Source organism: Acinetobacter sp. 1566109, from assembly GCF_000582255.1.
In the GTDB taxonomy this organism is placed as follows: domain Bacteria; phylum Pseudomonadota; class Gammaproteobacteria; order Pseudomonadales; family Moraxellaceae; genus Acinetobacter; species Acinetobacter nosocomialis.
Genome location: NZ_JEYB01000019.1, coordinates 51,942 through 72,347 on the forward strand (window position 1 = coordinate 51,942; position 20,406 = coordinate 72,347).

Consider the following 20,406-nt stretch of genomic DNA (forward strand, 5'->3'; position numbering starts at 1 on the left):
CATTTTATATGGCGAATACCTCGCGCTCTGCATCTCAAAGCACAGCATCTACTGCCTCTGCTGCACATAAACGTGCCTTAGTGATTGTGGAGTCGCCTGCCAAAGCGAAAACCATCAACAAATATTTAGGTTCGCAGTACATTGTTAAGTCTTCTGTAGGTCACGTACGTGACTTGCCAACAGGCGGCAGCAAATCAACAGAGAAAAAGCCGGCTGCCCGGACAAAACTCACTGAAGCTGAAAAAGAACAAAAAGCCCAATCTGCGCTGATTAATCGTATGGGTGTCGATCCGGAACATGACTGGAAAGCACACTACGAGGTTCTACCTGGCAAAGAAAATGTTGTTGCTGAACTCAAGAAACTTGCCAAAGATGCAGATGCAATCTATCTCGCAACGGACTTGGATAGAGAAGGGGAAGCAATCGCTTGGCACTTACGCGAAGTGATTGGTGGTGACGATAGCCGTTATCATCGTGTGGTATTTAACGAAATTACTAAAAATGCCATTCAAGAAGCATTTAAACAGCCAACTCGCCTAGACTTAAACCGTGTTAATGCACAGCAAGCGCGTCGTTTCTTGGACCGTGTAGTAGGCTTCATGGTTTCGCCATTACTATGGGAAAAGATTGCCCGTGGTTTGTCAGCAGGTCGTGTACAGTCTGTAGCGGTAAAGCTTGTTGTTGAACGTGAACGTGAAATTCGTGCTTTTATTCCAGAAGAATATTGGCAAGTGTTTGCAGACACTAAGGCTAAAAAAGATGATATTCGTCTTGAGGCTGTGAAACAGGCTGGTAAGACACTTAAATTAAAGAACAAAGCTGAAACAGATGCTCTGTTGGATGTATTAAAGGGCGCTGAATATAAAGTTGCACAGCGTGAAGATAAGCCGACTAAGGTGAATCCGAGTGCACCATATATCACGTCGACTTTGCAACAGGCTGCAAGTACACGTTTAGGTTTCTCTGTAAAGAAAACCATGATGTTAGCGCAGCGTTTGTATGAAGCTGGTTTTATTACCTATATGCGTACGGACTCAACATTCTTGAGTGATGACGCTGTAAGTATGGTCCGTGCTCATATTGAAAGCCAGTTTGGTGAGAAATATTTACCAGCAAAGCCAAACCGCTATGGTAACAAAGCGGGTGCTCAAGAAGCCCATGAAGCAATTCGTCCGTCAAATGTTACACTTACAGGTGATCAACTTGCAGGTGTAGAGCGTGATGCGCAGCGTTTATATGATTTAATTTGGCGTCAATTTGTTGCTTGCCAAATGACTCCGGCAGAATATTTATCTTCAACTTTAACCGTTGAAGCTGGCAATGTGGAGTTAAAGGCAAAAGGCCGTACGCTTGTATTTGATGGCTTCACTAAAGTTCGTGGTGCTAACAAATCTGATGACGATATCATTTTACCTGCAATTAAAGTGGGTGAAATTTTAAAATTAGAAAAGCTAGATCCAAGTCAGCACTTTACTAAACCACCAGCTCGTTTTACTGAAGCATCTTTAGTAAAAGAACTTGAAAAACGTGGTATTGGTCGTCCGTCAACTTATGCTGCCATTATTTCTACAATTCAAGAACGTGGCTACGTTAAGTTAGAAAATCGCCGTCTCTTTGCCGAGAAAATGGGTGAGATCGTAACAGATCGTCTTGATGAAAGTTTTAATAACCTGATGAATTATGCTTTTACCGCAGATTTAGAAGGTCAGTTGGACCGTGTGGCAACGGGTGAGCGTAATTGGAAAGAATTACTCGATACATTCTACGGTGATTTTAAAAAGCGTCTGACCAATGCTCAAGGTGAGCAGGGAATGCGCCGTAATCAACCAGTTGAAGTACCAGCAGTACATTGTCCTGAATGTTCACGACCAATGCAGATTCGTACGGGTACTACAGGCGTATTCTTAGGTTGTTCAGGTTATAACTTGCCGCCTAAAGAACGCTGTAAAGGAACTTTGAACTTAACACCAGTTGAGTCATTAGCAGCGTTATCTGATGATGACAGTGCTGAAACCGCAGACTTGATGTCTAAACATCGTTGTCCGAAATGTGGTACAGCAATGGACAGTTATGTCATTGATGGTGGCCGTAAGTTACATGTTTGTGGTAACAACCCAGACTGTGATGGTTATGAGCTTGAAGAAGGTGAGTTCAAGATCAAAGGTTATGATGGCCCAACCATTCCATGTGATAAATGTGATGGTGAAATGCAGCTTAAAACTGGCCGTTTTGGTCCGTATTTCGCTTGTACAAGCTGTGATAATACCCGTAAAGTCTTGAAAAATGGACAACCTGCACCACCACGCGTAGAACCAATTAAGATGGAACATTTGCGCTCGACCAAACATGATGACTATTTTGTGTTACGTGATGGTGCGGCTGGTCTGTTCTTGGCTGCAAGTAAGTTCCCGAAAATTCGTGAAACACGTGCACCAAAAGTTGCTGAGCTTCGTAGTGTTGCTGACCAACTTGATCCAAAATACCAGTTTATTTTACAAGCTCCGGATGTAGACCCTGAAGGTAACCCAACGATTGTGAAGTTTAGTCGTAAGAACCAATCACAGTATGTGGGATCTGAAACACCAGAAGGTAAACAAACTAAATGGAGCCTGATTTACCAAGACGGTAAATGGATTGAAGGCTAAATAAGACAAATGAAAAATGCTAGCTCAGCTAGCATTTTTTATATCTAGAACAAGAAAAGAAAATTTAATTTTTATGGGGAACAAGAATGTGGAAAAACATTCGGATTTTGTGTCTATTGATTGTTTTATTAATCGTTGCAGTTCAAGCGTGGCGTGACCAAAACCAAGACTGGAATCAGCCTATTGTTGTGGTATTGCACCCAATAAATGCGGATGGTTTACAAACCACGCAAGCTTATATTCATCAGCTACAAAACGCTGACTTCCAAACGCTTAAAAGCTATCTAAGTGAATGGTCACAGCATTATCGTGGGCAATCTAGTAACTTTGAACTTCGTTTAGGGCAGCAACTACAGCAGAGGCCGCCTGTAGTTCCTCAAAATGCCAATATCCTGAATGTCATTTGGTGGAGCTTAAAGTTTCGTTTTTATGCATGGCGACAACAACAGCCTGAAGATAGTGGTGCATCACTCAAACTTTATTTAAATTATTATGATCCAAGTTATCAAAAAGTTTTGGTGCATTCGACTGCTTTAGAAAAAGGCCGTATTGGTAGCGTTAATTTGTTTGCTACACGAGAGCAAGCCCCACAAAATCAGGTTGTTATCGTTCACGAGCTATTACACGGCTTTGGCGCAAAAGATAAATATGATTTAAAAACAGGTCAGCCGATTTATCCATTAGGCTACGCACAACCTGAAAAGGTCCCTCTTTATCCACAAACACGAGCAGAAATCATGGGTGGTCGAACACCATTATCTGAACAGACCAATAAAATGCCAAGTGATTTACAAGAAACTGTAATTGGTTTACCGACTGCTCAAGAAATTGGATGGTTGAAATAAAATTGTGGATAAATACTGTTTTATCCCCATCAATTGTTAATAAACGATGCAGATCTTATACAGACAATAAATGTGAAGTGCATCACTATAATGACATTATATAAACTTTCTAATACCTGATAATAAGAGTAGCCATGATGAAAACTGTAGGTAATGATTTAGTTCGTAATCAGCTGCATGCTGATCGTAAATGGTATCTAATATTAGGCTTTGTGCTCATTATTTTCGGTTTGGTGTTATTTAGCTCACTGCCATTTGCAACGTTTTCGGTTGTTTTCCTATTTGGTATTTTAATGATGATAGGTGGTGTGCTGCACTTGATTGCTGCCATAAGTGTATTTAAGGGCGGTAGCCGATGGCTGTGGGCACTTTTTGGTGTGCTGTATTTAATGGCGGGCTATTACGCATTTTCTACGCCTGTGACTACGGCTGTGGTTTTAACTAGCTTATTATCAATTGCCCTGATTATTGCCGGGGTAATTCGTACTATAAATGCATTTTTATTGAGACCCATCGCTGGATGGGGCTGGACCTTATTTTCCGGGTTACTAACACTCGCTACCGGTATTTTAATTTTAGTTTCTAAAGACTCACCCTTTTGGGTGTTGGGAATGTTTTTAGCAGTAGATATTTTATTTCAGGGAATCAACTTTTTAGGACTTGCTTCTGCAATTAAACATTTACCTTCTAGCTCAAAAACGGTTTCTTAATATAAATAACGAACAAAAGGACACCTAGGGTGTCCTTTTTTGTTTTTAGTGAGTGAAGGTCCATCTCATGGCATGGGTCTGTTAAACTAAGCCTTGGTGTTTTAGCGATATGTGTTATGAGTCTTGCAAAGTTAATTAATGAATTAAATGCTCAGCAAAAAAAAGCAGCAACTACTACAGCACAAAACTGTTTGGTTTTGGCTGGAGCGGGCTGTGGCAAGACTAAAACCATTGTTGCTCGCGCAGCTTATTTAATTGATCAGGGTTTGTCAGCCAATCAAATTCAGATTTTAACGTTCACGCGCCGTGCTGCGAGTGAAATTGTTGCAAGGGTTGAACAGCATGTTGGAACACAAGCCAAAGGCCTTCGCGCATCCACTTTCCATACCTTTTGCATGTATTTATTGCGTCGTAATCCGCAAGCGTTTGGTTTAACCCAATTTAGTATTATTGATCGTGATGATCAGTTACTCATGTTTCGCTTATTGAGAGGCAAAGACAAAGATAATGTTTTGCCTAAAGCGGCAGAGCTGTGTGATTTATATTCTTATGCCCGAAATACGCAATCTAAGCTGTCTGAAGCGTTACTCAAGCAATTACCTGAAGCATATGAATATAAATCACAAATTGCTGAGTTAATGAAAACCTATGAACAGCGTAAAAGAGAGCGTAATTTTTTAGACTATGATGATATTTTGTCGATCGTCGCTGTTCATTTACAAAACTCGGAAGCACTGACGAACTGGGTTGCAGGCTTTTGCCAAGCTTTACTGGTTGATGAGATGCAAGATACCAACCCTTTACAGTGGGCTCTTTTGCAGCCACTGATTGGTAAGGTGAAATTATTTTGTGTGGGAGATGATGCCCAGTCAATTTACGGTTTCCGTGGTGCCGACTTTGAAAACATTCATTCTTTTAAAGAACGTATTCCTGATGCGGTCATTCATACTTTAGATTTAAATTATCGCTCGACTCAAGAAATATTAGATTTATCAAATTGGTTACTCGCCCACAGTCCAATCGATTATCAAAAACAGTTACAGGCACATCGTGGCAAAGGACAAAAGCCACAACTCCATTTGTTTGGTAATGAATTTGAAGAAGCCAACTGGATTGCACAAGACTTAATAGAGCGACATCAACAGGGCGCAAATTGGTACGACCATATGGTGTTAGTCCGCTCTGGCTACAGTGCTCGTTATTTGGAAGGGGCATTTATCGCTGCTGAAATTCCGTATCGTTTTATTGGGGGCGTAAAGTTACTTGAATCAGCGCATGTAAAGGATGTGCTCAGTTTATTACGTATTGTGAGTAACCCGCAGGATGACTTGGCTTGGATGCGCTTTTTAACCTTATGGGATGGTATTGGTGACGTTGGGGCCAGCAAGTTAGCACAAGAGTTAATGAGCATTAGTGAGGTCGAAGAGCGTTGCCAGCGTTTGGAGCGTCATGGAAAAGTTCCTTTACAGGCTATTTTGATTTTGAAGCAGCTTGATGTGCTACAGCAGCATGTTGAGGCAAGTATTGGACTAGCTCTTGATGCCTTAAGTGAACAGTTGGAGCAAAACTATAAAACTAAAGATTGGTCACGTCGCGCTAGAGATTTTGATTTAGTCAAACAACTAGCGCGTAAACATGCATCTCTTGGTGAGTTCCTTGAAGAATATGTGCTTGAACCAATTTCAGTTTCTGAAATTGAAAAAGCGGGTGATGATGATTTAGTGACCTTAATTACAATTCATTCGGCTAAAGGTGCAGAACAGAAGGTGTGTTATGTGCCGCATGTCTCACCAAATCAATTTCCATATGCGCGTGCGCAGGGCGATTTTGATGAAGTCGAAGAAGAACGCCGTGTATTGTATGTTGCATTAACACGTGCGGAAAATGAATTGATTTTAACGAAGCAAAATCTCAATACATGGTCACAAGATACATATGACGAACAAGGCCGTAAAATCGAAAGTTATTTCCTAAATGATTTACCTGCTCATTTGGTGCAGGCAAAAATTCATCGTCAAGTTCCGCAGCCATTTGCCAAAAAACAATGGAACACTTCACGAACAGTAAACTTAGGTTTTGGTATCGATCTCGACTAAACTACTGTATAAGACACTGTGAATACTCAAATGTGTATTGGCCTTTATTATTTAAGGCTAATCAAGGTTGGAAAATGAAAATATTAGTTCGTAATTTAGATCGTTCAGTGACTGAAGCAGAAGTTTTAGAGCTGTTTAAGGCTTATGGTAAAGTTGAGTCTTGTGTGGTTGTTACCGATAAAGATACAGGTAAATCAAAAGGTTTTGGCTTTGTTGAAATGCCGAATTCGCGTGAAGCCATTAAAGCAATCAAAGGTCTAAATACACTTAAGGTAAAAGGTTACGGTATTCGCGTTAAGGCTGCTGAAGAGTAATACTTTTATGCAACAATTTTTAGCTCTTTCTGTGGTTGCTCCAAATGGAACCTATATAGCCCAAGGTGTAAAGACACTTGAAGTCCGTTCATGGGTGCCTACAGAGTTACCTCTTAAAGATCTATTAATTGTTAAAAACAAGAATTTTTTAATGAATGATGGTGATGAGGGATAACGTAAAATTTATCAAGTCTCTCTGGATTTACCATAAATAACGTTGATTTTATCAATGGAGTCGTTAAGCTAAGAATAGCCATATTGATGGCAATTTTAGAACAGGAAAGTTTAGTTATGTCACGTGTTGCTCGTTATCATGCCGATCGTACCAATCAAAAACTCTATTTTGCGCGCCTAGCGTGTCAACAAGCAGAGCAAACTGATCATGTACAGCAGGTACAAGCGTATCGTGAAACAGCTGTCTTTCACTTGCATGGTGCGATGTTAGCATTCCTGCAAGAACTGGTACGTTATTACCGTTTAAATGACTCGCAGCCGACATTAAAATCGATTGAAGAGCATATGGCGGCAAAAGGACAAGTTTCTCCTGAAGTTTCTGTTTTGCAGCAATTGGCAAAAGATGGTTTTGTTGCAGAGTTAAAGCGTGCTTACCGCATGTGCCAATATGCACCGGAACCTACTGAACCCACACCGGAAGAAGAAACTTCTTCTAATTTGATCATTAAAGTGACTCAGGGGCCACAATCATGGTTACCTGATGTGAAAATTTTGCGTGAATGGCATAGAGAGTTAAGTCATTTAATTGATGGTTTTCGTAACGAAATGGTCGAGTTCTAAAATTAAACTGTCTGAGCGCTTGAAATTTAATCCCAGTGCGCCTATATAAATAAGACGAGAGATGCAAAGTGCAAGGGTGCTTTGCCACCATGTTGAAACATGGAGGAAGTATATGTCTATACAGCAATTGAAAGAGTTATTTGGAAATCAAGAAGCAGTGTTGGAGTTAGTCCAACTCGAAGGTGGTGAGCTCGCCTTGCGTAATGCTGGTTCTGAAAAAGAGCCTTTGGTTAAAATTCAATTTAGTGATGAACTAAAAGAGATATTAGGCGAGCAAACGCCTATCGTTGCCTAGCATATGATTCAAGCTGCTTTATTTGGACTGCTAGAGAAGCAGGTTAATGAATGGCAGGCTGAAGTTGTAGATGAGCAGCCTAAATTCCTAAGTTAAAAAAAGCGTACTCTTGAGTACGCTTTTTTGTATGCGTTAATGATGTGTTGACTGATGCGCAAGCTCGATTTGATTTAAAATATGATGGCTCATATTCTTCGCCATTTCTTCTTTTGCATAGAAGACTTCGCCAATATTTTCATCTCGAATAACGGCAGCTTCTTCTTTACTTTCTGCACAAATTAAAACCTGAATTTGAGGGTTTAATTGTTTGGCAATATCCACAATCCGGTGGATATCTAAAATATCCATAGGGGAAATCACCAAAAGACGTGCATGCATGATATGGGCCTGAATGAGAACGCCGGGTTCAGTTGCTACACCACTTACGGCAGCAATATTCGCTTGACGTAACTTTTCTACAATTTCACGATTTTCTTCTGCAATCACGACTTTAATATTCTGATTAATTAAATTTTCAGTAATACGTCGTCCAACGCCACCATATCCTACAATTACCACTTGATCGCGTAGATAAGCCTGATCGACTTCATCTGGCAACATAGCGAGTGGGTCACCACTACGTTCAAGAAGTCGTGCCAAATGAGAGCGTTCACGAATCCAGCGTTGTACAGGTTCAACTGCCGAGAAAACAAAAGAGTTAAGCGTAATAGAGAATAAAGCACCCGCTAAAATTAGGTTTTGCGCTTCTAGGGTTAATAGACCTAAAGAAACTCCCAGTGTAGCCAAAATAAATGAAAACTCACCAATTTGTGCAAGGCTGGCCCCGACAGTCAAAGCAGTATTAATTGGATAGCGGAAGAATAAAACCAAGGCCATTGCAGCAAGTGTTTTACCTACCATAATAATTGCGATAACTGCCAAAATATGCAGTGGACGCTCGATAAGAATATGTGGATCAAACAACATTCCTACCGAAACGAAAAATAAAATTGAGAAAATTTCACGTAGAGGAAGTGTCTCTTCTTCTGCACGATGGCTAAAGTCTGATTCTTTTACGACCATCCCCGCAAAGAAGGCCCCTAAGGCCATTGAAACGCCAAAGATAGCATAAGAGCCATAGGCGATTGAAACAGCTGCTGCTACGACTGTCAGCGTAAATAACTCTCTTGAACCTAAGCGAGCAACAAACTGCATAATGATAGGCACTACACGCTTGCCTACAATGAGCATGAACGCAATAAAGCCAATCACTTTTAATAGGGTGATTCCAAGCGTTAACCAAATGTTGCCTTCCGCGCCTGCTGGTGCTTTGCCACCAAGTAAAACTGCTGTAGCTGGAAGAAGTACTAAAACAAGTACCATTACTAAGTCTTCAACTAACAGCCAACCCACAGCAATTTTACCGTTTACAGAGTCTAAAAGACCGCGGTCTCCTAAAGCTTTTAATAAGACAACAGTACTCGCACACGATAGGCTTAAACCAAAAACCAGAGCGGAGCCAAAGCTCCAGCCCCATAACATTGAAACGCCAATACCAAGTAAGGTGGCAACAGCAATCTGTAAAATCGCACCCGGTAAGGCAATACGACGAACTTGTAAAAGATCATTTAATGAAAAATGCATCCCAACGCCAAACATCAAGAACATTACGCCGAGTTCAGCCAGTTGGTTGGCAAGATGAATATCTGCTTCTATGCCGGGGGTATTCGGACTAATAATAATTCCGGCAATAAGATAGCCAATAAGAGGGGGAAGTCGTAGTCGGGCGGCTATATAGCCAAAAAAGAGGGCAACACCGAAACCAACAGCAAGTAAAATAATTAAATCTACGTCATGCGGCACTAAAAACTCCTTTTACGTGAGTTAGGCTAAAGACAAGCATAAAAAATGCCAAGGCGGAATATGTAGAAAGTTTAACAAAAAGGCAGGTATAAAAAAAATGCAAAAAAAAACGACTTCTTTAAGAAGTCGTTTTTTTCGACGCTAAAATTATTTGATTTTAGCTTCTTTGAAAATCACGTGTTGACGGATTTTTGGATCAAATTTTTTGATTTCCATTTTTTCCGGCATAGTACGTTTGTTTTTAGTCGTGGTATAGAAATAACCTGTACCAGCTGAAGAAACGAGACGAATCTTATCACGCATTGCTCAGACTCCTTAGATCTTTTGACCTTGAGCACGAAGGTCTGCAACAACCTTTTCGATACCCAATTTGTCAATAATACGCATACCTTTAGTGGTTAAACGAAGACGTACAAAACGTTTTTCGCTTTCTAACCAGAAACGGTGGTGGTGCAGGTTCGGCTCGAACCGGCGCTTGGTTTTGTTGTTGGCGTGTGAGACGTTGTTACCAACGACTGGACGCTTGCCGGTAACTTGGCAAACCTTAGACATGGTGTAACTCCATTGATTTAGCCAACAGCAAATCTGTGGCCAGTCATACTAAATGTAAACGGATGAATTCATTCAAGGGGCGTTTTATACCAAAAATACGATTAAAAGACAAGCGAAATTGGTAAAAACGAGGCATGATCTAGTGTAACAGATCATGCCTTGATCAGTTAACGCAACAAGGTTTTCGAAATGAAGCGATGAATTGGTTTATTGAACGGTGGAAGAATGTATTTCAAGCTATAAAGTTTTGGATTTGACATGACCGAACGTTCATGTGACAGCCCAAAAAAGCCTTCAGGTCCGTGGTATTTACCCATACCTGATGCGCCGATTCCTCCAAATGGCAAGTCATCTTGCGCAACATGGGTAATCACCATGTTAATTCCGAAATGCCCTGAATGAGTATGTTGAGAGATATAATCAGCGCGTGCCTGATCATAATCAAAATAATACATTGCTAAAGGACGCGGGCGACTATTGATAAACTCAATGACCTCTTCGATTTGGTCATATTCTAAAATTGGTAGAACAGGACCAAAAATTTCATTTTGCATAATATCCATTGCAGTTGTTACACCAGTCACTAGAGTCGGTGCAATTTTGCGGACATCATCTAAAATTTCATTTTGCGGATTAATTTCAACAATACGCGCACCTTGATCACGGGCATTTTCGAGATATCCCTGAATACGGTTGTACTGTTTATCATTAATAATAGAGGTGTAGTCTTGGTTGTTACGGAAATGTGGGTACATTCCGGCCACAATCAATTTAAAGTTTTCAATGAACTCGGCAGTTTTTCCGCGTGGCAAGAAAATATGATCTGGCGCAACACAAGTTTGGCCTGCATTCCATAGTTTACCTACAGCAATACGCTGTGCGACATCTTTCATATCTACGGAAGCATGTACCAAAGCAGGGGATTTACCACCCAACTCAAGAATAACCGGAACCAGATTTTGAGCTGCGGCTGCCATGACGGTTTTACCAACAGAAGTCGAGCCAGTGAAAATCATTTTGTCGAAAGGCAAATGACTAAACGCATCAGAAATTACGCCGCCGCCATTTACCACCGCAACCAGCTCTTGTGGGAAGGCTTCAGAAAGTGCATTTTCAAGAACCTGTCCAAAATTTGGAGAAGCACTCGAAATTTTGATCATGGCATGGTTACCTGCAGCCAAAGCACAAATAAGTGGTCCAACAGACAGTAGTAACGGGTAGTTCCATGGTGTAATAATGCCAATTACGCCCATTGGTTGATATTGTACCCAACCTTTTGCTGGCTGATGTAATACACTGATATGGCGTTTTGATGGTTTCATCCATCCGGTCAGGTTCTTACTGTAATACTTGATTTGTTCAAGACAGGTAAGTAACTCACCAATTTTGGTTTCCATAATGGCACGATTGCCATAATCAAGGTTAATTGCTTCGGCAATCTGATCTTGATATTTTACCAAGACTTTTTTAAGACGAGCTAAACGATCAATACGCTCTTTAGCAGTGGGTACCGGATGACGTAAATAGGCAATCTTTTGCTGCTCAAGCAAATCTTGTAAATGCTTAACATCATAAGGAACCTGAGTCTCTGGATTTGTTTTTGTTTGACTGTTCATCGGTACTTACCAAATATACTGATATACTTATTTTTTTTAGAGCAAATACTCTAAAGAGTCAAGTTCGTTTCTGTGTGCAAGTCTTAACCATATGAATTAACGAAGGTTATTAAAATGTCTCTACCTAAAGCTTTGAAGACAAAAGACCGGATTTTACAAATCAGTTTGCAGCTTTTTAATGAGCGTGGCGAACGGTCTGTCACTACCAATCATATTGCTGCAGAGTTGGGCATTAGTCCTGGAAACTTGTATTATCACTTTCGAAACAAGCATGAAATTATTAAAGAATTAATGTACCAATATCAGGTCGAGACTTTGGAAATGCTATCTTTACCTGAAGACAGACCATTAACGACCAATGACAAAATTAACTATTTTCAAGTGCTCAGCGGCCAGTTATGGAATTATCGTTTTATTCATCGTGATGTTTATCACTTAGTTGAAAGTAACGAAGACTTTAAAAAGATCTATCCGCGATTTGCGGGGCAGGTGATGCAACAAGGACAAAGAATTTATCAAGCTTTTGTCGATGCGGGTCTTATGAAAATGACAGCTTCTGAAATTGAAGCTTTAATTATTAACCTTTGGATTGTCTTAACCAACTGGACCAACTTTCTATATATGTCTGGGCATATTAGTGACAACAATCACCTTGAAGAGAAATGGGTCTGGCAAGCATTACGTCAAATGGTTTTCTTAGAAGGCCCTTATTTGATGGGTGAAAGCCGTGCGACTTATGAACAATTGTTAGAATCACTTGGACCCTCTGATCTTTTTGCAAGCTTGTCATCCTTAAAAGATGAATAGTTGTGCTTGTTTATTTAGAGCGCTAGAATACTCGGCTTATCAAAATTTTGTCTCAATTAAGTGATATTAACCAAATGAATATGACCACTGCCAATACAGCCCGTTTACTGATTACTTGTGAAGACAAGCCTGGGATCGTACAGGCTGTATCGAGCTTTTTGTACCACCAAGGTGCAAACATTACCGCGCTTGATCAGTATGCGACGGAAGCTCAAGGCGGGCGTTATTTCATGCGTGTTGAATTTGAACTTGATCATTTACAGTCACGTAAGGATGCTTTAATTCAGACTTTCGCTGCAAATGTTGCTGAACGTTATGGCATGCAATGGCGTCTTGCTTTTGTAAATGACGTTAAAAAGGTTGGTATTTTAGTTTCTAAAGTCGACCATGCTTTGCTTGAGTTATTGTGGCGCCATGCTCGTGGTTCTTTACCTTGTGAAATTACCCACGTTATTTCTAACCATGAAGATTTACGTGAAGCAGTTGAAAACTTTGGTATTCCGTTTACTGTGATTAAGGTAACTAAAGACAATAAAGCAGAAGCCTATGCTCAAATTCATGAAATGATGCAGGGTAATGACTTATTAGTTCTAGCGCGTTACATGCAGATTTTAAGTGAAGATTTCGTTTCTAAATGGGAAATGAAAATCATCAATATTCACCACTCATTCTTACCTGCTTTCGTTGGGGCAAATCCATATAAGCAAGCCTATGAAAAAGGTGTGAAGTTGATTGGTGCAACAGCTCACTATGTGACTGCTGACCTAGACCAAGGTCCAATTATTGAGCAAGACGTTGAGCGTGTAAGCCACGATTATAATGTTGAGCAGTTACGTGAGCTTGGCGAAGATGTGGAACGTAATGTGTTAGCTCGTGCTGTTAAATGGCATTTAGAAGACCGAATCATTGTAGATGGTAATAAGACGGTTGTTTTCTAATTACCTCATATTTTTAAAAGCACACTTTTGAGTGTGCTTTTTTATGGCTAAAATAAAATTAAAATGTTATAACATAACTATGATTTGAGGTTTCATTGATTACATTCAGTATAGCTGCTTAATGTTTTTTTAAGTTGAGCACGATTTGATAAGTAGTATCTGAAACCACCAAGTTTTAGTGCATTGTCTAAACATGAGAAAAGTAAAGTGATATCACTTTATGAAGTTAGATCGCACGATACTGGGAAGTGTTTTCGCAAAAAAGTAGTTGCAAATGAAAACACTTCTCATTTATTATTGTGGCACTTTATTGTTCTATCCGATGTTTGAAATCGTTTCTATAAATTGAAGTCGAGTTCATCATCCATTAGGTAATTAGATTCTTATGAGTCAATCTTCCGCAGCCTTAAACTCTCCCAATCCGATGAAAAAGAAAGTCATCACGGCACTAATTGCGGTTGCAATTGGTCATATCGGGGTCTTATGGGCAGTTAGCCACATTAAGCCTGCTGAACTAAAGCCAATTGATAAGAAGCCTTTACAAGTCCGCTTTGTAAAAATTCAAGAACAACCAAAACCTTTACCACCGAAACCGAAAGAACCGCCTAAAAAGCCGGAACCTAAAAAAGAAGTGAAAGAAGTTAAGGTTGTTGAGAAACCTGTGACTCCGCCTAAACCAGTGGAAAAAATTCAGCAGGTGAAAAAGGCTGAAACTCCTAAACAAGCAGTAAAGACAGAACCTAAAGTTGAACCAAAAGTAGTGACCCCAACGACTACTGTGACTGAAAAAGTCGTTGAAAAGCCAAAGCCAGTGGTACAAGAAGCACCTAAAGCTCAACCTGCGCCAGATCCATCACCAAAACATGTTTCAATTGGTGGTTCAGGTGTGCAGTGGAGTCGCTCACCACGTTTGACTGTTTCACCAAAAGATTTACAAGGCGAAGCGCGTTCAGTTGTTGTACTCATTGAAGCCGATGAAAAAGGCAAGATTACCAATGTGCGCGTAACCCGAAGCAGCGGCATTTCAAGTCTAGATGACAAAGTAGTCCGTGCTGTACGTGGTGCAAAATTTAAACCTTATATGGAAAACGGTGTTGCTTATCCAATTAAAGCAGAGCAACCGTTTGATTTAACCCCTTAAACGAATTTGAGTCCCAACGGCTAACCTTAATCAGGAGTTCGAATATGAACTTTTCAATCTATTGGCAACATGCAGATGCAGTGAGTAAAACCCTGTATTTCATCTTATTGGCAATGTCGATTGCTACCTGGACAGTTTTCATCTTACGTTTGATGGGGACTCGCCAACTAAAACAACAAGCTTATGCTCAACTCTCTAAAGCTATTAGTTCGCTAAAAGCGAAGTTACAGCCTTTGAGTTTTGAACAACGTAAAGCAGTTGCAGAGCAAGCATTATTGCGCCAAATTTCTGCTGAAAAAGTCAATGCTGAGAAAGGTATTTCTGTTTTAGGAACAATTGCTTCAATTGCACCATTTGTTGGTTTGTTTGGTACGGTATGGGGTATTTTCCACGCGCTGGTTGCTGTAGGTAAGAGCGGACAAGCAGGATTGGCTCAAGTGGCTACACCAGTAGGTGAAGCACTTATTATGACGGGTCTTGGTCTTGCAGTTGCGATTCCTGCGGTATTGGCCTATAACATTTGTGTACGTGCTAACCGTGGTCTTGCTCATGATTTACAAGATCAAGCACACAGTTTGTTAATCGATACGATGTTGCAGCAAGACTCAACTGTAAAGTCTGATGTTAAAACTGCAGAACAAAGTTATGTTGGAGGTCAAGCTTAATGGCTTTTCAATTGGGTGAAGACCACGATAGTGGCATAAATGAGATGAACCTCATTCCGCTAATCGACATTATGTTGGTGTTAATGATCATCTTTTTGGTCACAGCAACAGTTGCCAACCCATCGATTCCATTAACACTGCCTAAAACAACTGCTGAAATTATTGATCCACCACCAAAAGCAATTACGATTAGTATCAATGCAAATGGTGAAGTGGCTTGGGATACTCAAGTAATTAGCCTTGATGAGCTTCAAAAACGTTTCCAAGAAGCAGGTCAAGGTGCGGTTAAACCAACCGTTCAACTTCGTGCTGATAAAGAGTCGAAGTACGATACTGTGGCTCAGGTAATGTCTCGCGCCAGTGAAGCCGGACTGAGCGATATTGCCTTTGTCAGTGAAAACTAAAATTTAGTTTACTCAATAAAAAAAGCAACCAATTTGGTTGCTTTTTTATTGCTCTGATTTATTGATCTTTCATCAGATGCTGGAATTTACTATATAGCTTAAGTAGCTTAGGTGGAATCGCAAAGTTGCAATAACCTTGTGAAGGGTTCTTTGCATAGTAATTCTGATGATATTCTTCGGCTGGATAGAATGTCGGGACAGGAGACAGCTCAGTCACAATATCAAGATCATCATCTTTTAATGTTTGAATCGTGTGTTCTGCTGCCTGTTTTTGCTCTTCATTATAATAATAAATAACAGAGCGGTACTGAGTACCAATATCATTACCTTGGCGGTTTAAAGTCGTTGGATCATGCGTTGCAAAGAAGACATCAAGTAACTGAGAATATGTAACTTGTTGTTCATCAAAGTCAATAAGGACCACTTCAGCATGCTGAGTGTCACCTTGACATACTTGCTCATAAGTTGGCTGAGTTGTATGCCCACCAGCATAACCACTTGTTACTTTTTCTACACCACGTATTTGTAAAAATACGGCTTCGACGCACCAAAAACAGCCGCCGCCAAATAATGCCTGTTGCATTGTTTTTCCCTCTATTTCCTGCCTATTACAATAGGGTCTATCTATCTAGATTACAAAGTAAAGCGTGTATAAAAAAGTAAAGAAAAAGAGAATAACTTATTTAGTTTTCGATAGCCACCAACAGATCCTCTATATTTAAAGGGTTTTTAAATAAGCTTCTAAATTGGAGAATGTTCCATTAAATCCTTGCGTCATTCCATCGCGTGCAGAATCAAAAGTTGAGTTACCAATATCGTCAGAGTTCCACGGTTGCCAAGTAATTGTGACTTTTGTTTTATTATCAATATCTTCAAAAGTTGTGGTTGCTAACATTTCTAATGGCCATGTCGGTGACATAGGGTGTCGTGTGTTGTTACCGTCTTTGTCTGAAAAAGATTGAATAAACGTTAATCGCTCATTGGGTACAATCTCACGAAACACTTGCTTACCCCACATTTGTGTTCCATCGGGTCCTTCTAACCCATAGTGATAAGTTCCACCAACTCCAAAATCCATTGAGGTATGAATGATTTTGAAATTTTTTGGACTCATCCAATTTTGTAAGTGATTCATATCAGTATGAACCTTGAATACAAGATCACGAGGTGCATTGAATACTTTAGAAATACTAAATGGCGTAATTTTTTCTGTCATGATTATTTTCCTTTAATTAGAAAACTGGTTAATTTAAGTTATGGAGTTACTTTGTGATTCTTGCAAATTATTTTCAAAGTTAACAAAGTGTTTTTCTGATATTTGGCGAAAATGAGCTTATAAAATATTAAGCAGACTCTAGTCAGCTTTGGGTAAACCTTGTCGCACAATTTGAGAGAAGTGTTCACTACTCTGATCTGAAAGTTGTTCAAAATGCTCAGTACGTGGATTGATATGCGCGATTTGATACCACTGCTTTAAACTAATATTTTGATTAAGCGCTTTAAGATCATATAAATAATTAGGTAGATAACCAGAGGCTATTAAACGATAATCTTTAGGAAGCTGATATGGGTTAATGGCTTGAACCATATCAAAAATCAAGGTTGTACAATTACTTGTGAGAGTGTTATACCATTTTGGCTGTGCACGTAGCTCATCTGACTTTTTAAGATATTCTAAAAATAACGCTTTTTGTTCTGAACGTGGCATATTGACTGGGAAATTATAAACTTGCTCTTTACGAATGTTGCTACGTGTGTAGACAATATCTTTTTCATCAGATGCAATTAAGCTCAGTTCATATTTTCTAAAGAAGCCACCAATTGCTGAAAACTCTTCAGTCTTTTCTTTTCGAATTTCGATGGAAAAAACTAAAGGTTGTTGATTTTTAAATTCGAAACTGACCAGCGTATGGGCAATTTGTGGCCCCATCCAATAAGAGGTAATGATATTTATGCCATTTAACTGGTTTAGATCAAAAGTACGGGTTTCCCAGCGGACATCATAAGTGCCATCAGGGTGCCAGTTGAAGTTACGGACATTGTGCAAAGTAATAACATCACCGTGTTTTTCGTAACTTAGCATATTGGCAACTTCAGGATTCCAGTCACGGTCTTGACGTGCAGTAATCGAAAAATACCAAACCAAAGAACAGGCAAAAGCTAAAAGATAAATTAAGATGTCTGTACGACGGCTAATGATATGCCCATTAAAATATAAGCCTGCCATACTTAGAGCAAAGGCAATCCATATGCCGATAATAATGCGGCTGCCTAACCAGCCAAAAGGTTGTTGCACCCAAAGCGCTAAACATACCCAAATACTGGAAAGCACAATAAACAACGTGAATAAACCATGTAAAGCGCCGAAGAGGAGGGCGATAATAAATTCACGTGTTCCGATATTGTGCATAGGCGGCCATAAAATTATTTTTTATAAGTTGCAAATTCGAATGAAGTTCCTGTTTTTTCATCTACTTGCTGCTCACTCGCAGTTTTATGAAATTCACTCGGTATTGTTGGATAATGTGCATCACCTTGTACATCTAAGTCAACATGAGTGAGCTCGAGACGGTCTGCAATTGACAAGGTTTGCTTAAATATTTCACCACCACCAATAATAAATAAAGCTTGCTTTTCGGTGTTTTTGGCATCTTCTAAAGCAGCATTTAAAGCATCTTCAATTGAATACGCAATTTTTACGCCGTCAAAATGCCAGTTAATGTCACGGGTAATTACCCAGTTCACACGGTTCGGTAGAGCACGGCCCATAGACTCAAGTGTTTTGCGGCCCATGATCACCACACCACCTTGTGTGATTTCTTTAAAGTGTTTTAAGTCGGCAGAGATATGCCATGGCAACGCATTGCCTTTACCAATACAGTGATTTTTGTCCATTGCGACAACGTGGACAACTTCTACATTTTGCCATGCCATAATTTTATTCTCTAAACCGTAATCTAATGAAATTTAAGCCGTCGTTATACTGCAACTGGTGCTTTAATTGCCGGATGTGACTCGTAGCCTACAATCTCGATATCTTCAAATTTAAAGTCGAAAATATCTTTAACTTCCGGATTAAGTTTTAATTGGCAAAGTGGTAATGGCTCACGCGTCAATTGTAGTTTTGCCTGTTCAAAATGGTTTGCGTAAAGATGCGTATCGCCACCTGTCCAAACAAAATCACCAACACCTAAGTCACACACCTGAGCAATCATATGGGTGAGTAGGGCATAGCTGGCAATATTAAATGGCACGCCTAAGAATACGTCAGCACTACGTTGATAAAGCTGGCATGATAACTTGTTGTCTTGTACAAAAAATTGGAAGAGTGTATGGCAAGGCGGTAATGCAACTTGTCCTGCCTCATTTGGGTTCCAGCCAGAGACAATTAAGCGGCGTGAATTTGGGTTGGTTTTAATTTCATTAATTAACCATTTAATTTGGTCAAAACCATCTTGATTATAAGTACCATCGGCATTTTTGGTGGCGCCGAAATTACGCCATTGATGGCCATAAACTGGGCCAAGCTCATGTTCTGGGCGGCCGAAACGGGCAGTTTGTTCTGCTGTTGCCCATTCATCCCAAATGGTGACTTTATTGTCTTGCAAGTACTTAACGTTAGTATCGCCTTTTAAGAACCAAAGTAACTCAATCACGATAGAACGAAAGTGAACTTTTTTTGTGGTGAGTAAAGGAAAACCCTTAGAGAGATCAAAACGCATTTGATGACCAAATACAGAACGGGTTCCTGTGCCTGTACGGTCGCCTTTGTCACCGCCATTATCAAGGATATGTTGTAGAAGGTCTAAATATGCACGCATAACACTCTCGAGTTCGGATTAATTCCATAAAATAAAGGGGGGAGATAGCTCAATGATAAATAATTACGCAATAGAGCTGCTTCATCATGAACCATTGAAGATGATACCTGTTGTAGCTCAAGATGAAAATCTAAAAATAGTTCTATGGCATTTCAAGAGGCGTAATTATTCAAAACGCTTGGCACGATTTTGATAAATCGAAACAAGAAAAAATCCAACCAGTACAAAGCCTAAAGCTTGTATCGTTGCGATCCAATTGTGTTGAGGGGGCAATAACCACATCACAATAACAACAATAAGGAGAGGGTAAATTCTAAGCAGAAACTGGAATTTAGATTTATATGAGCTGTGCTCTGGAATTTTTGTTTGTAAATATTGCCCGAAATGAAGCCCGAACCCTAACACGAGGCTAACAACAGTGTAAGTCGGCGATAAAGGCTGGGCTTGATTGGCTACATAAATTGCAGCACAAACGACAATAATGAAGATGAGTTTGATGTGACGCGGTGCGTTGTACCAATAAGCCAACATAAAACGGGAGCCTATTTGTTAAATAACGATTGTGGTGAAAAAATAAAAGCAGCAAGCGCCATAAATGCAATGCCTTGAACGCCCCAAATAAGTAAGTTAGGCATGGCTTTCACAAAAATAAGAGCAAACAAGAGGGCAATAGGCACCCATGTAAATAGGCGGTAAAGTAAACCGGTTGGGTTGCTTTGAGCAAAATGCAATTTAAAGTAACGACAGATTAAAAAAATAACCCCAGTTCCCGTAAACATTAAAATAGTATCTAACGGCAATGGTTGATATTGATATAACCCAATACAGATTAATAGGGTAATAATTAAGATCATTAATTTTTTAAAAGACGGGACTTGCTTGTTAAACCAGAATTCCAGCATGGTGTATCTTCTTTCTTG

22 protein-coding genes and 2 pseudogenes are annotated in these 20,406 nt (G+C 39.8%); 13 read left to right on the forward strand and 11 right to left on the reverse strand.

Going from position 1 to position 20,406, the window contains the following annotated elements; all coding sequences use genetic code 11:
* The first annotated feature begins 8 nt into the window (after nt 1-8).
* From topA to J582_RS0104740, 8 genes and pseudogenes are all read left to right on the forward strand, one after another.
* Nucleotides 9-2,645, forward strand: a complete 2,637-nt coding sequence (gene topA / locus J582_RS14285) for a type I DNA topoisomerase (protein ID WP_032048135.1) — start codon at nt 9-11, stop codon at nt 2,643-2,645.
* 86 nt (nt 2,646-2,731) lie between these two features.
* Nucleotides 2,732-3,490, forward strand: coding sequence for a hypothetical protein (locus tag J582_RS14290; RefSeq protein ID WP_002053211.1), 759 nt, complete (start codon nt 2,732-2,734; stop codon nt 3,488-3,490).
* Between the two features lie 137 nt (nt 3,491-3,627).
* Nucleotides 3,628-4,200, forward strand: coding sequence for an HdeD family acid-resistance protein (locus J582_RS14295; RefSeq protein ID WP_006580460.1), 573 nt, complete (start codon nt 3,628-3,630; stop codon nt 4,198-4,200).
* A gap of 116 nt (nt 4,201-4,316) precedes the next feature.
* Nucleotides 4,317-6,296 carry an ATP-dependent helicase gene (locus tag J582_RS14300; RefSeq protein WP_032048136.1) on the forward strand — a complete coding sequence of 660 codons (1,980 nt, stop codon included), beginning with the start codon at nt 4,317-4,319 and terminating at the stop codon, nt 6,294-6,296.
* A gap of 74 nt (nt 6,297-6,370) precedes the next feature.
* The gene (locus J582_RS14305; RefSeq protein ID WP_004710687.1) at nt 6,371-6,610 is read left to right on the forward strand and encodes an RNA recognition motif domain-containing protein; all 240 of its coding nucleotides are present in this window, start codon (nt 6,371-6,373) and stop codon (nt 6,608-6,610) included.
* Nucleotides 6,611-6,617: 7 nt separating this feature from the next.
* Nucleotides 6,618-6,779: pseudogene (locus J582_RS14310) on the forward strand (ASCH domain-containing protein); the annotation flags it as partial.
* A gap of 122 nt (nt 6,780-6,901) precedes the next feature.
* Nucleotides 6,902-7,405, forward strand: coding sequence for a DUF6586 family protein (locus J582_RS14315; RefSeq protein ID WP_004710685.1), 504 nt, complete (start codon nt 6,902-6,904; stop codon nt 7,403-7,405).
* Nucleotides 7,406-7,517: 112 nt separating this feature from the next.
* Nucleotides 7,518-7,796 (forward strand): annotated as a pseudogene (locus J582_RS0104740) (hypothetical protein).
* Nucleotides 7,797-7,832: 36 nt separating this feature from the next.
* On the opposite strand, the gene J582_RS14320 reads toward J582_RS0104740, so the two are convergent.
* The 4 genes from J582_RS14320 to J582_RS14335 form a co-directional block, all read right to left on the reverse strand.
* A complete protein-coding gene (locus J582_RS14320; protein WP_004710684.1) occupies nt 7,833-9,542 on the reverse strand; it encodes a cation:proton antiporter in 1,710 nt (569 codons plus the stop codon).
* A gap of 147 nt (nt 9,543-9,689) precedes the next feature.
* Nucleotides 9,690-9,845 (reverse strand): 50S ribosomal protein L33, encoded by a 156-nt coding sequence (rpmG, locus tag J582_RS14325; RefSeq protein WP_001205031.1) that lies wholly within the window; start codon nt 9,843-9,845, stop codon nt 9,690-9,692.
* Between the two features lie 12 nt (nt 9,846-9,857).
* The gene (gene rpmB / locus J582_RS14330) at nt 9,858-10,094 is read right to left on the reverse strand and encodes a 50S ribosomal protein L28 (RefSeq protein ID WP_000048256.1); all 237 of its coding nucleotides are present in this window, start codon (nt 10,092-10,094) and stop codon (nt 9,858-9,860) included.
* Between the two features lie 167 nt (nt 10,095-10,261).
* Nucleotides 10,262-11,710: a coniferyl aldehyde dehydrogenase gene (locus J582_RS14335; RefSeq protein WP_032048137.1), complete on the reverse strand. Its 1,449-nt coding sequence runs from the start codon at nt 11,708-11,710 to the stop codon at nt 10,262-10,264.
* Between the two features lie 114 nt (nt 11,711-11,824).
* On the opposite strand from J582_RS14335, the gene J582_RS14340 reads away from it, so the two are divergent.
* The 5 genes from J582_RS14340 to J582_RS14360 all read left to right on the forward strand — a co-directional run bounded on the left by J582_RS14340 (nt 11,825) and on the right by J582_RS14360 (nt 15,665).
* A complete protein-coding gene (locus tag J582_RS14340; RefSeq protein ID WP_002053350.1) occupies nt 11,825-12,517 on the forward strand; it encodes a TetR/AcrR family transcriptional regulator in 693 nt (230 codons plus the stop codon).
* A gap of 74 nt (nt 12,518-12,591) precedes the next feature.
* On the forward strand, nt 12,592-13,455 hold the full coding sequence (purU, locus tag J582_RS14345; RefSeq protein ID WP_002053369.1) for a formyltetrahydrofolate deformylase: 864 nt from the start codon (nt 12,592-12,594) through the stop codon (nt 13,453-13,455).
* 385 nt (nt 13,456-13,840) lie between these two features.
* A complete protein-coding gene (locus J582_RS14350) occupies nt 13,841-14,596 on the forward strand; it encodes an energy transducer TonB (protein ID WP_002053518.1) in 756 nt (251 codons plus the stop codon).
* A 44-nt stretch (nt 14,597-14,640) separates the two neighbouring features.
* Nucleotides 14,641-15,261, forward strand: a complete 621-nt coding sequence (locus J582_RS14355) for a MotA/TolQ/ExbB proton channel family protein (protein WP_002053291.1) — start codon at nt 14,641-14,643, stop codon at nt 15,259-15,261.
* Entirely contained in the window at nt 15,261-15,665 is a 405-nt protein-coding gene (locus tag J582_RS14360) for an ExbD/TolR family protein (protein ID WP_002053449.1), read from the forward strand. The genes J582_RS14355 and J582_RS14360 overlap by 1 nt, the downstream gene beginning before the upstream one ends.
* Before the next feature lie 58 nt (nt 15,666-15,723).
* On the opposite strand, the gene msrA is transcribed toward J582_RS14360, so the two are convergent.
* The 7 genes from msrA to J582_RS14395 all read right to left on the reverse strand — a co-directional run bounded on the left by msrA (nt 15,724) and on the right by J582_RS14395 (nt 20,388).
* Nucleotides 15,724-16,248, reverse strand: coding sequence for a peptide-methionine (S)-S-oxide reductase MsrA (gene msrA, locus J582_RS14365; RefSeq protein ID WP_032048138.1), 525 nt, complete (start codon nt 16,246-16,248; stop codon nt 15,724-15,726).
* Nucleotides 16,249-16,383: 135 nt separating this feature from the next.
* Nucleotides 16,384-16,881 (reverse strand): SRPBCC family protein, encoded by a 498-nt coding sequence (locus J582_RS14370; RefSeq protein WP_032048139.1) that lies wholly within the window; start codon nt 16,879-16,881, stop codon nt 16,384-16,386.
* A gap of 138 nt (nt 16,882-17,019) precedes the next feature.
* Entirely contained in the window at nt 17,020-18,075 is a 1,056-nt protein-coding gene (locus J582_RS14375; RefSeq protein WP_032048140.1) for a DUF4105 domain-containing protein, read from the reverse strand.
* Nucleotides 18,076-18,089: 14 nt separating this feature from the next.
* The gene (locus J582_RS14380; RefSeq protein WP_032048141.1) at nt 18,090-18,599 is read right to left on the reverse strand and encodes a dihydrofolate reductase; all 510 of its coding nucleotides are present in this window, start codon (nt 18,597-18,599) and stop codon (nt 18,090-18,092) included.
* 44 nt (nt 18,600-18,643) lie between these two features.
* The gene (thyA, locus tag J582_RS14385) at nt 18,644-19,486 is read right to left on the reverse strand and encodes a thymidylate synthase (RefSeq protein WP_002053494.1); all 843 of its coding nucleotides are present in this window, start codon (nt 19,484-19,486) and stop codon (nt 18,644-18,646) included.
* Nucleotides 19,487-19,651: 165 nt separating this feature from the next.
* Nucleotides 19,652-20,017 (reverse strand): hypothetical protein, encoded by a 366-nt coding sequence (locus J582_RS14390; protein ID WP_032048142.1) that lies wholly within the window; start codon nt 20,015-20,017, stop codon nt 19,652-19,654.
* 11 nt (nt 20,018-20,028) lie between these two features.
* Nucleotides 20,029-20,388, reverse strand: a complete 360-nt coding sequence (locus tag J582_RS14395) for a hypothetical protein (protein WP_032048365.1) — start codon at nt 20,386-20,388, stop codon at nt 20,029-20,031.
* Nucleotides 20,389-20,406: the final 18 nt, after the last annotated feature.

What these genes read in the sequence shown, in the direction of transcription:
- topA (WP_032048135.1), top strand. Translation starts at nt 9, where the DNA reads ATGGCGAATACCTCGCGCTCTGCATCTCAAAGCACAGCATCTACTGCC.
- J582_RS14290 (WP_002053211.1), top strand. Translation starts at nt 2,732, where the DNA reads ATGTGGAAAAACATTCGGATTTTGTGTCTATTGATTGTTTTATTAATC.
- J582_RS14295 (WP_006580460.1), top strand. Translation starts at nt 3,628, where the DNA reads ATGAAAACTGTAGGTAATGATTTAGTTCGTAATCAGCTGCATGCTGAT.
- J582_RS14300 (WP_032048136.1), top strand. Translation starts at nt 4,317, where the DNA reads ATGAGTCTTGCAAAGTTAATTAATGAATTAAATGCTCAGCAAAAAAAA.
- J582_RS14305 (WP_004710687.1), top strand. Translation starts at nt 6,371, where the DNA reads ATGAAAATATTAGTTCGTAATTTAGATCGTTCAGTGACTGAAGCAGAA.
- J582_RS14315 (WP_004710685.1), top strand. Translation starts at nt 6,902, where the DNA reads ATGTCACGTGTTGCTCGTTATCATGCCGATCGTACCAATCAAAAACTC.
- rpmG (WP_001205031.1), bottom strand. Translation starts at nt 9,845, where the DNA reads ATGCGTGATAAGATTCGTCTCGTTTCTTCAGCTGGTACAGGTTATTTC.
- rpmB (WP_000048256.1), bottom strand. Translation starts at nt 10,094, where the DNA reads ATGTCTAAGGTTTGCCAAGTTACCGGCAAGCGTCCAGTCGTTGGTAAC.
- J582_RS14335 (WP_032048137.1), bottom strand. Translation starts at nt 11,710, where the DNA reads ATGAACAGTCAAACAAAAACAAATCCAGAGACTCAGGTTCCTTATGAT.
- J582_RS14340 (WP_002053350.1), top strand. Translation starts at nt 11,825, where the DNA reads ATGTCTCTACCTAAAGCTTTGAAGACAAAAGACCGGATTTTACAAATC.
- purU (WP_002053369.1), top strand. Translation starts at nt 12,592, where the DNA reads ATGAATATGACCACTGCCAATACAGCCCGTTTACTGATTACTTGTGAA.
- J582_RS14350 (WP_002053518.1), top strand. Translation starts at nt 13,841, where the DNA reads ATGAGTCAATCTTCCGCAGCCTTAAACTCTCCCAATCCGATGAAAAAG.
- J582_RS14355 (WP_002053291.1), top strand. Translation starts at nt 14,641, where the DNA reads ATGAACTTTTCAATCTATTGGCAACATGCAGATGCAGTGAGTAAAACC.
- J582_RS14360 (WP_002053449.1), top strand. Translation starts at nt 15,261, where the DNA reads ATGGCTTTTCAATTGGGTGAAGACCACGATAGTGGCATAAATGAGATG.
- msrA (WP_032048138.1), bottom strand. Translation starts at nt 16,248, where the DNA reads ATGCAACAGGCATTATTTGGCGGCGGCTGTTTTTGGTGCGTCGAAGCC.
- J582_RS14370 (WP_032048139.1), bottom strand. Translation starts at nt 16,881, where the DNA reads ATGACAGAAAAAATTACGCCATTTAGTATTTCTAAAGTATTCAATGCA.
- J582_RS14375 (WP_032048140.1), bottom strand. Translation starts at nt 18,075, where the DNA reads ATGCACAATATCGGAACACGTGAATTTATTATCGCCCTCCTCTTCGGC.
- J582_RS14380 (WP_032048141.1), bottom strand. Translation starts at nt 18,599, where the DNA reads ATGGCATGGCAAAATGTAGAAGTTGTCCACGTTGTCGCAATGGACAAA.
- thyA (WP_002053494.1), bottom strand. Translation starts at nt 19,486, where the DNA reads ATGCGTGCATATTTAGACCTTCTACAACATATCCTTGATAATGGCGGT.
- J582_RS14390 (WP_032048142.1), bottom strand. Translation starts at nt 20,017, where the DNA reads ATGTTGGCTTATTGGTACAACGCACCGCGTCACATCAAACTCATCTTC.
- J582_RS14395 (WP_032048365.1), bottom strand. Translation starts at nt 20,388, where the DNA reads ATGCTGGAATTCTGGTTTAACAAGCAAGTCCCGTCTTTTAAAAAATTA.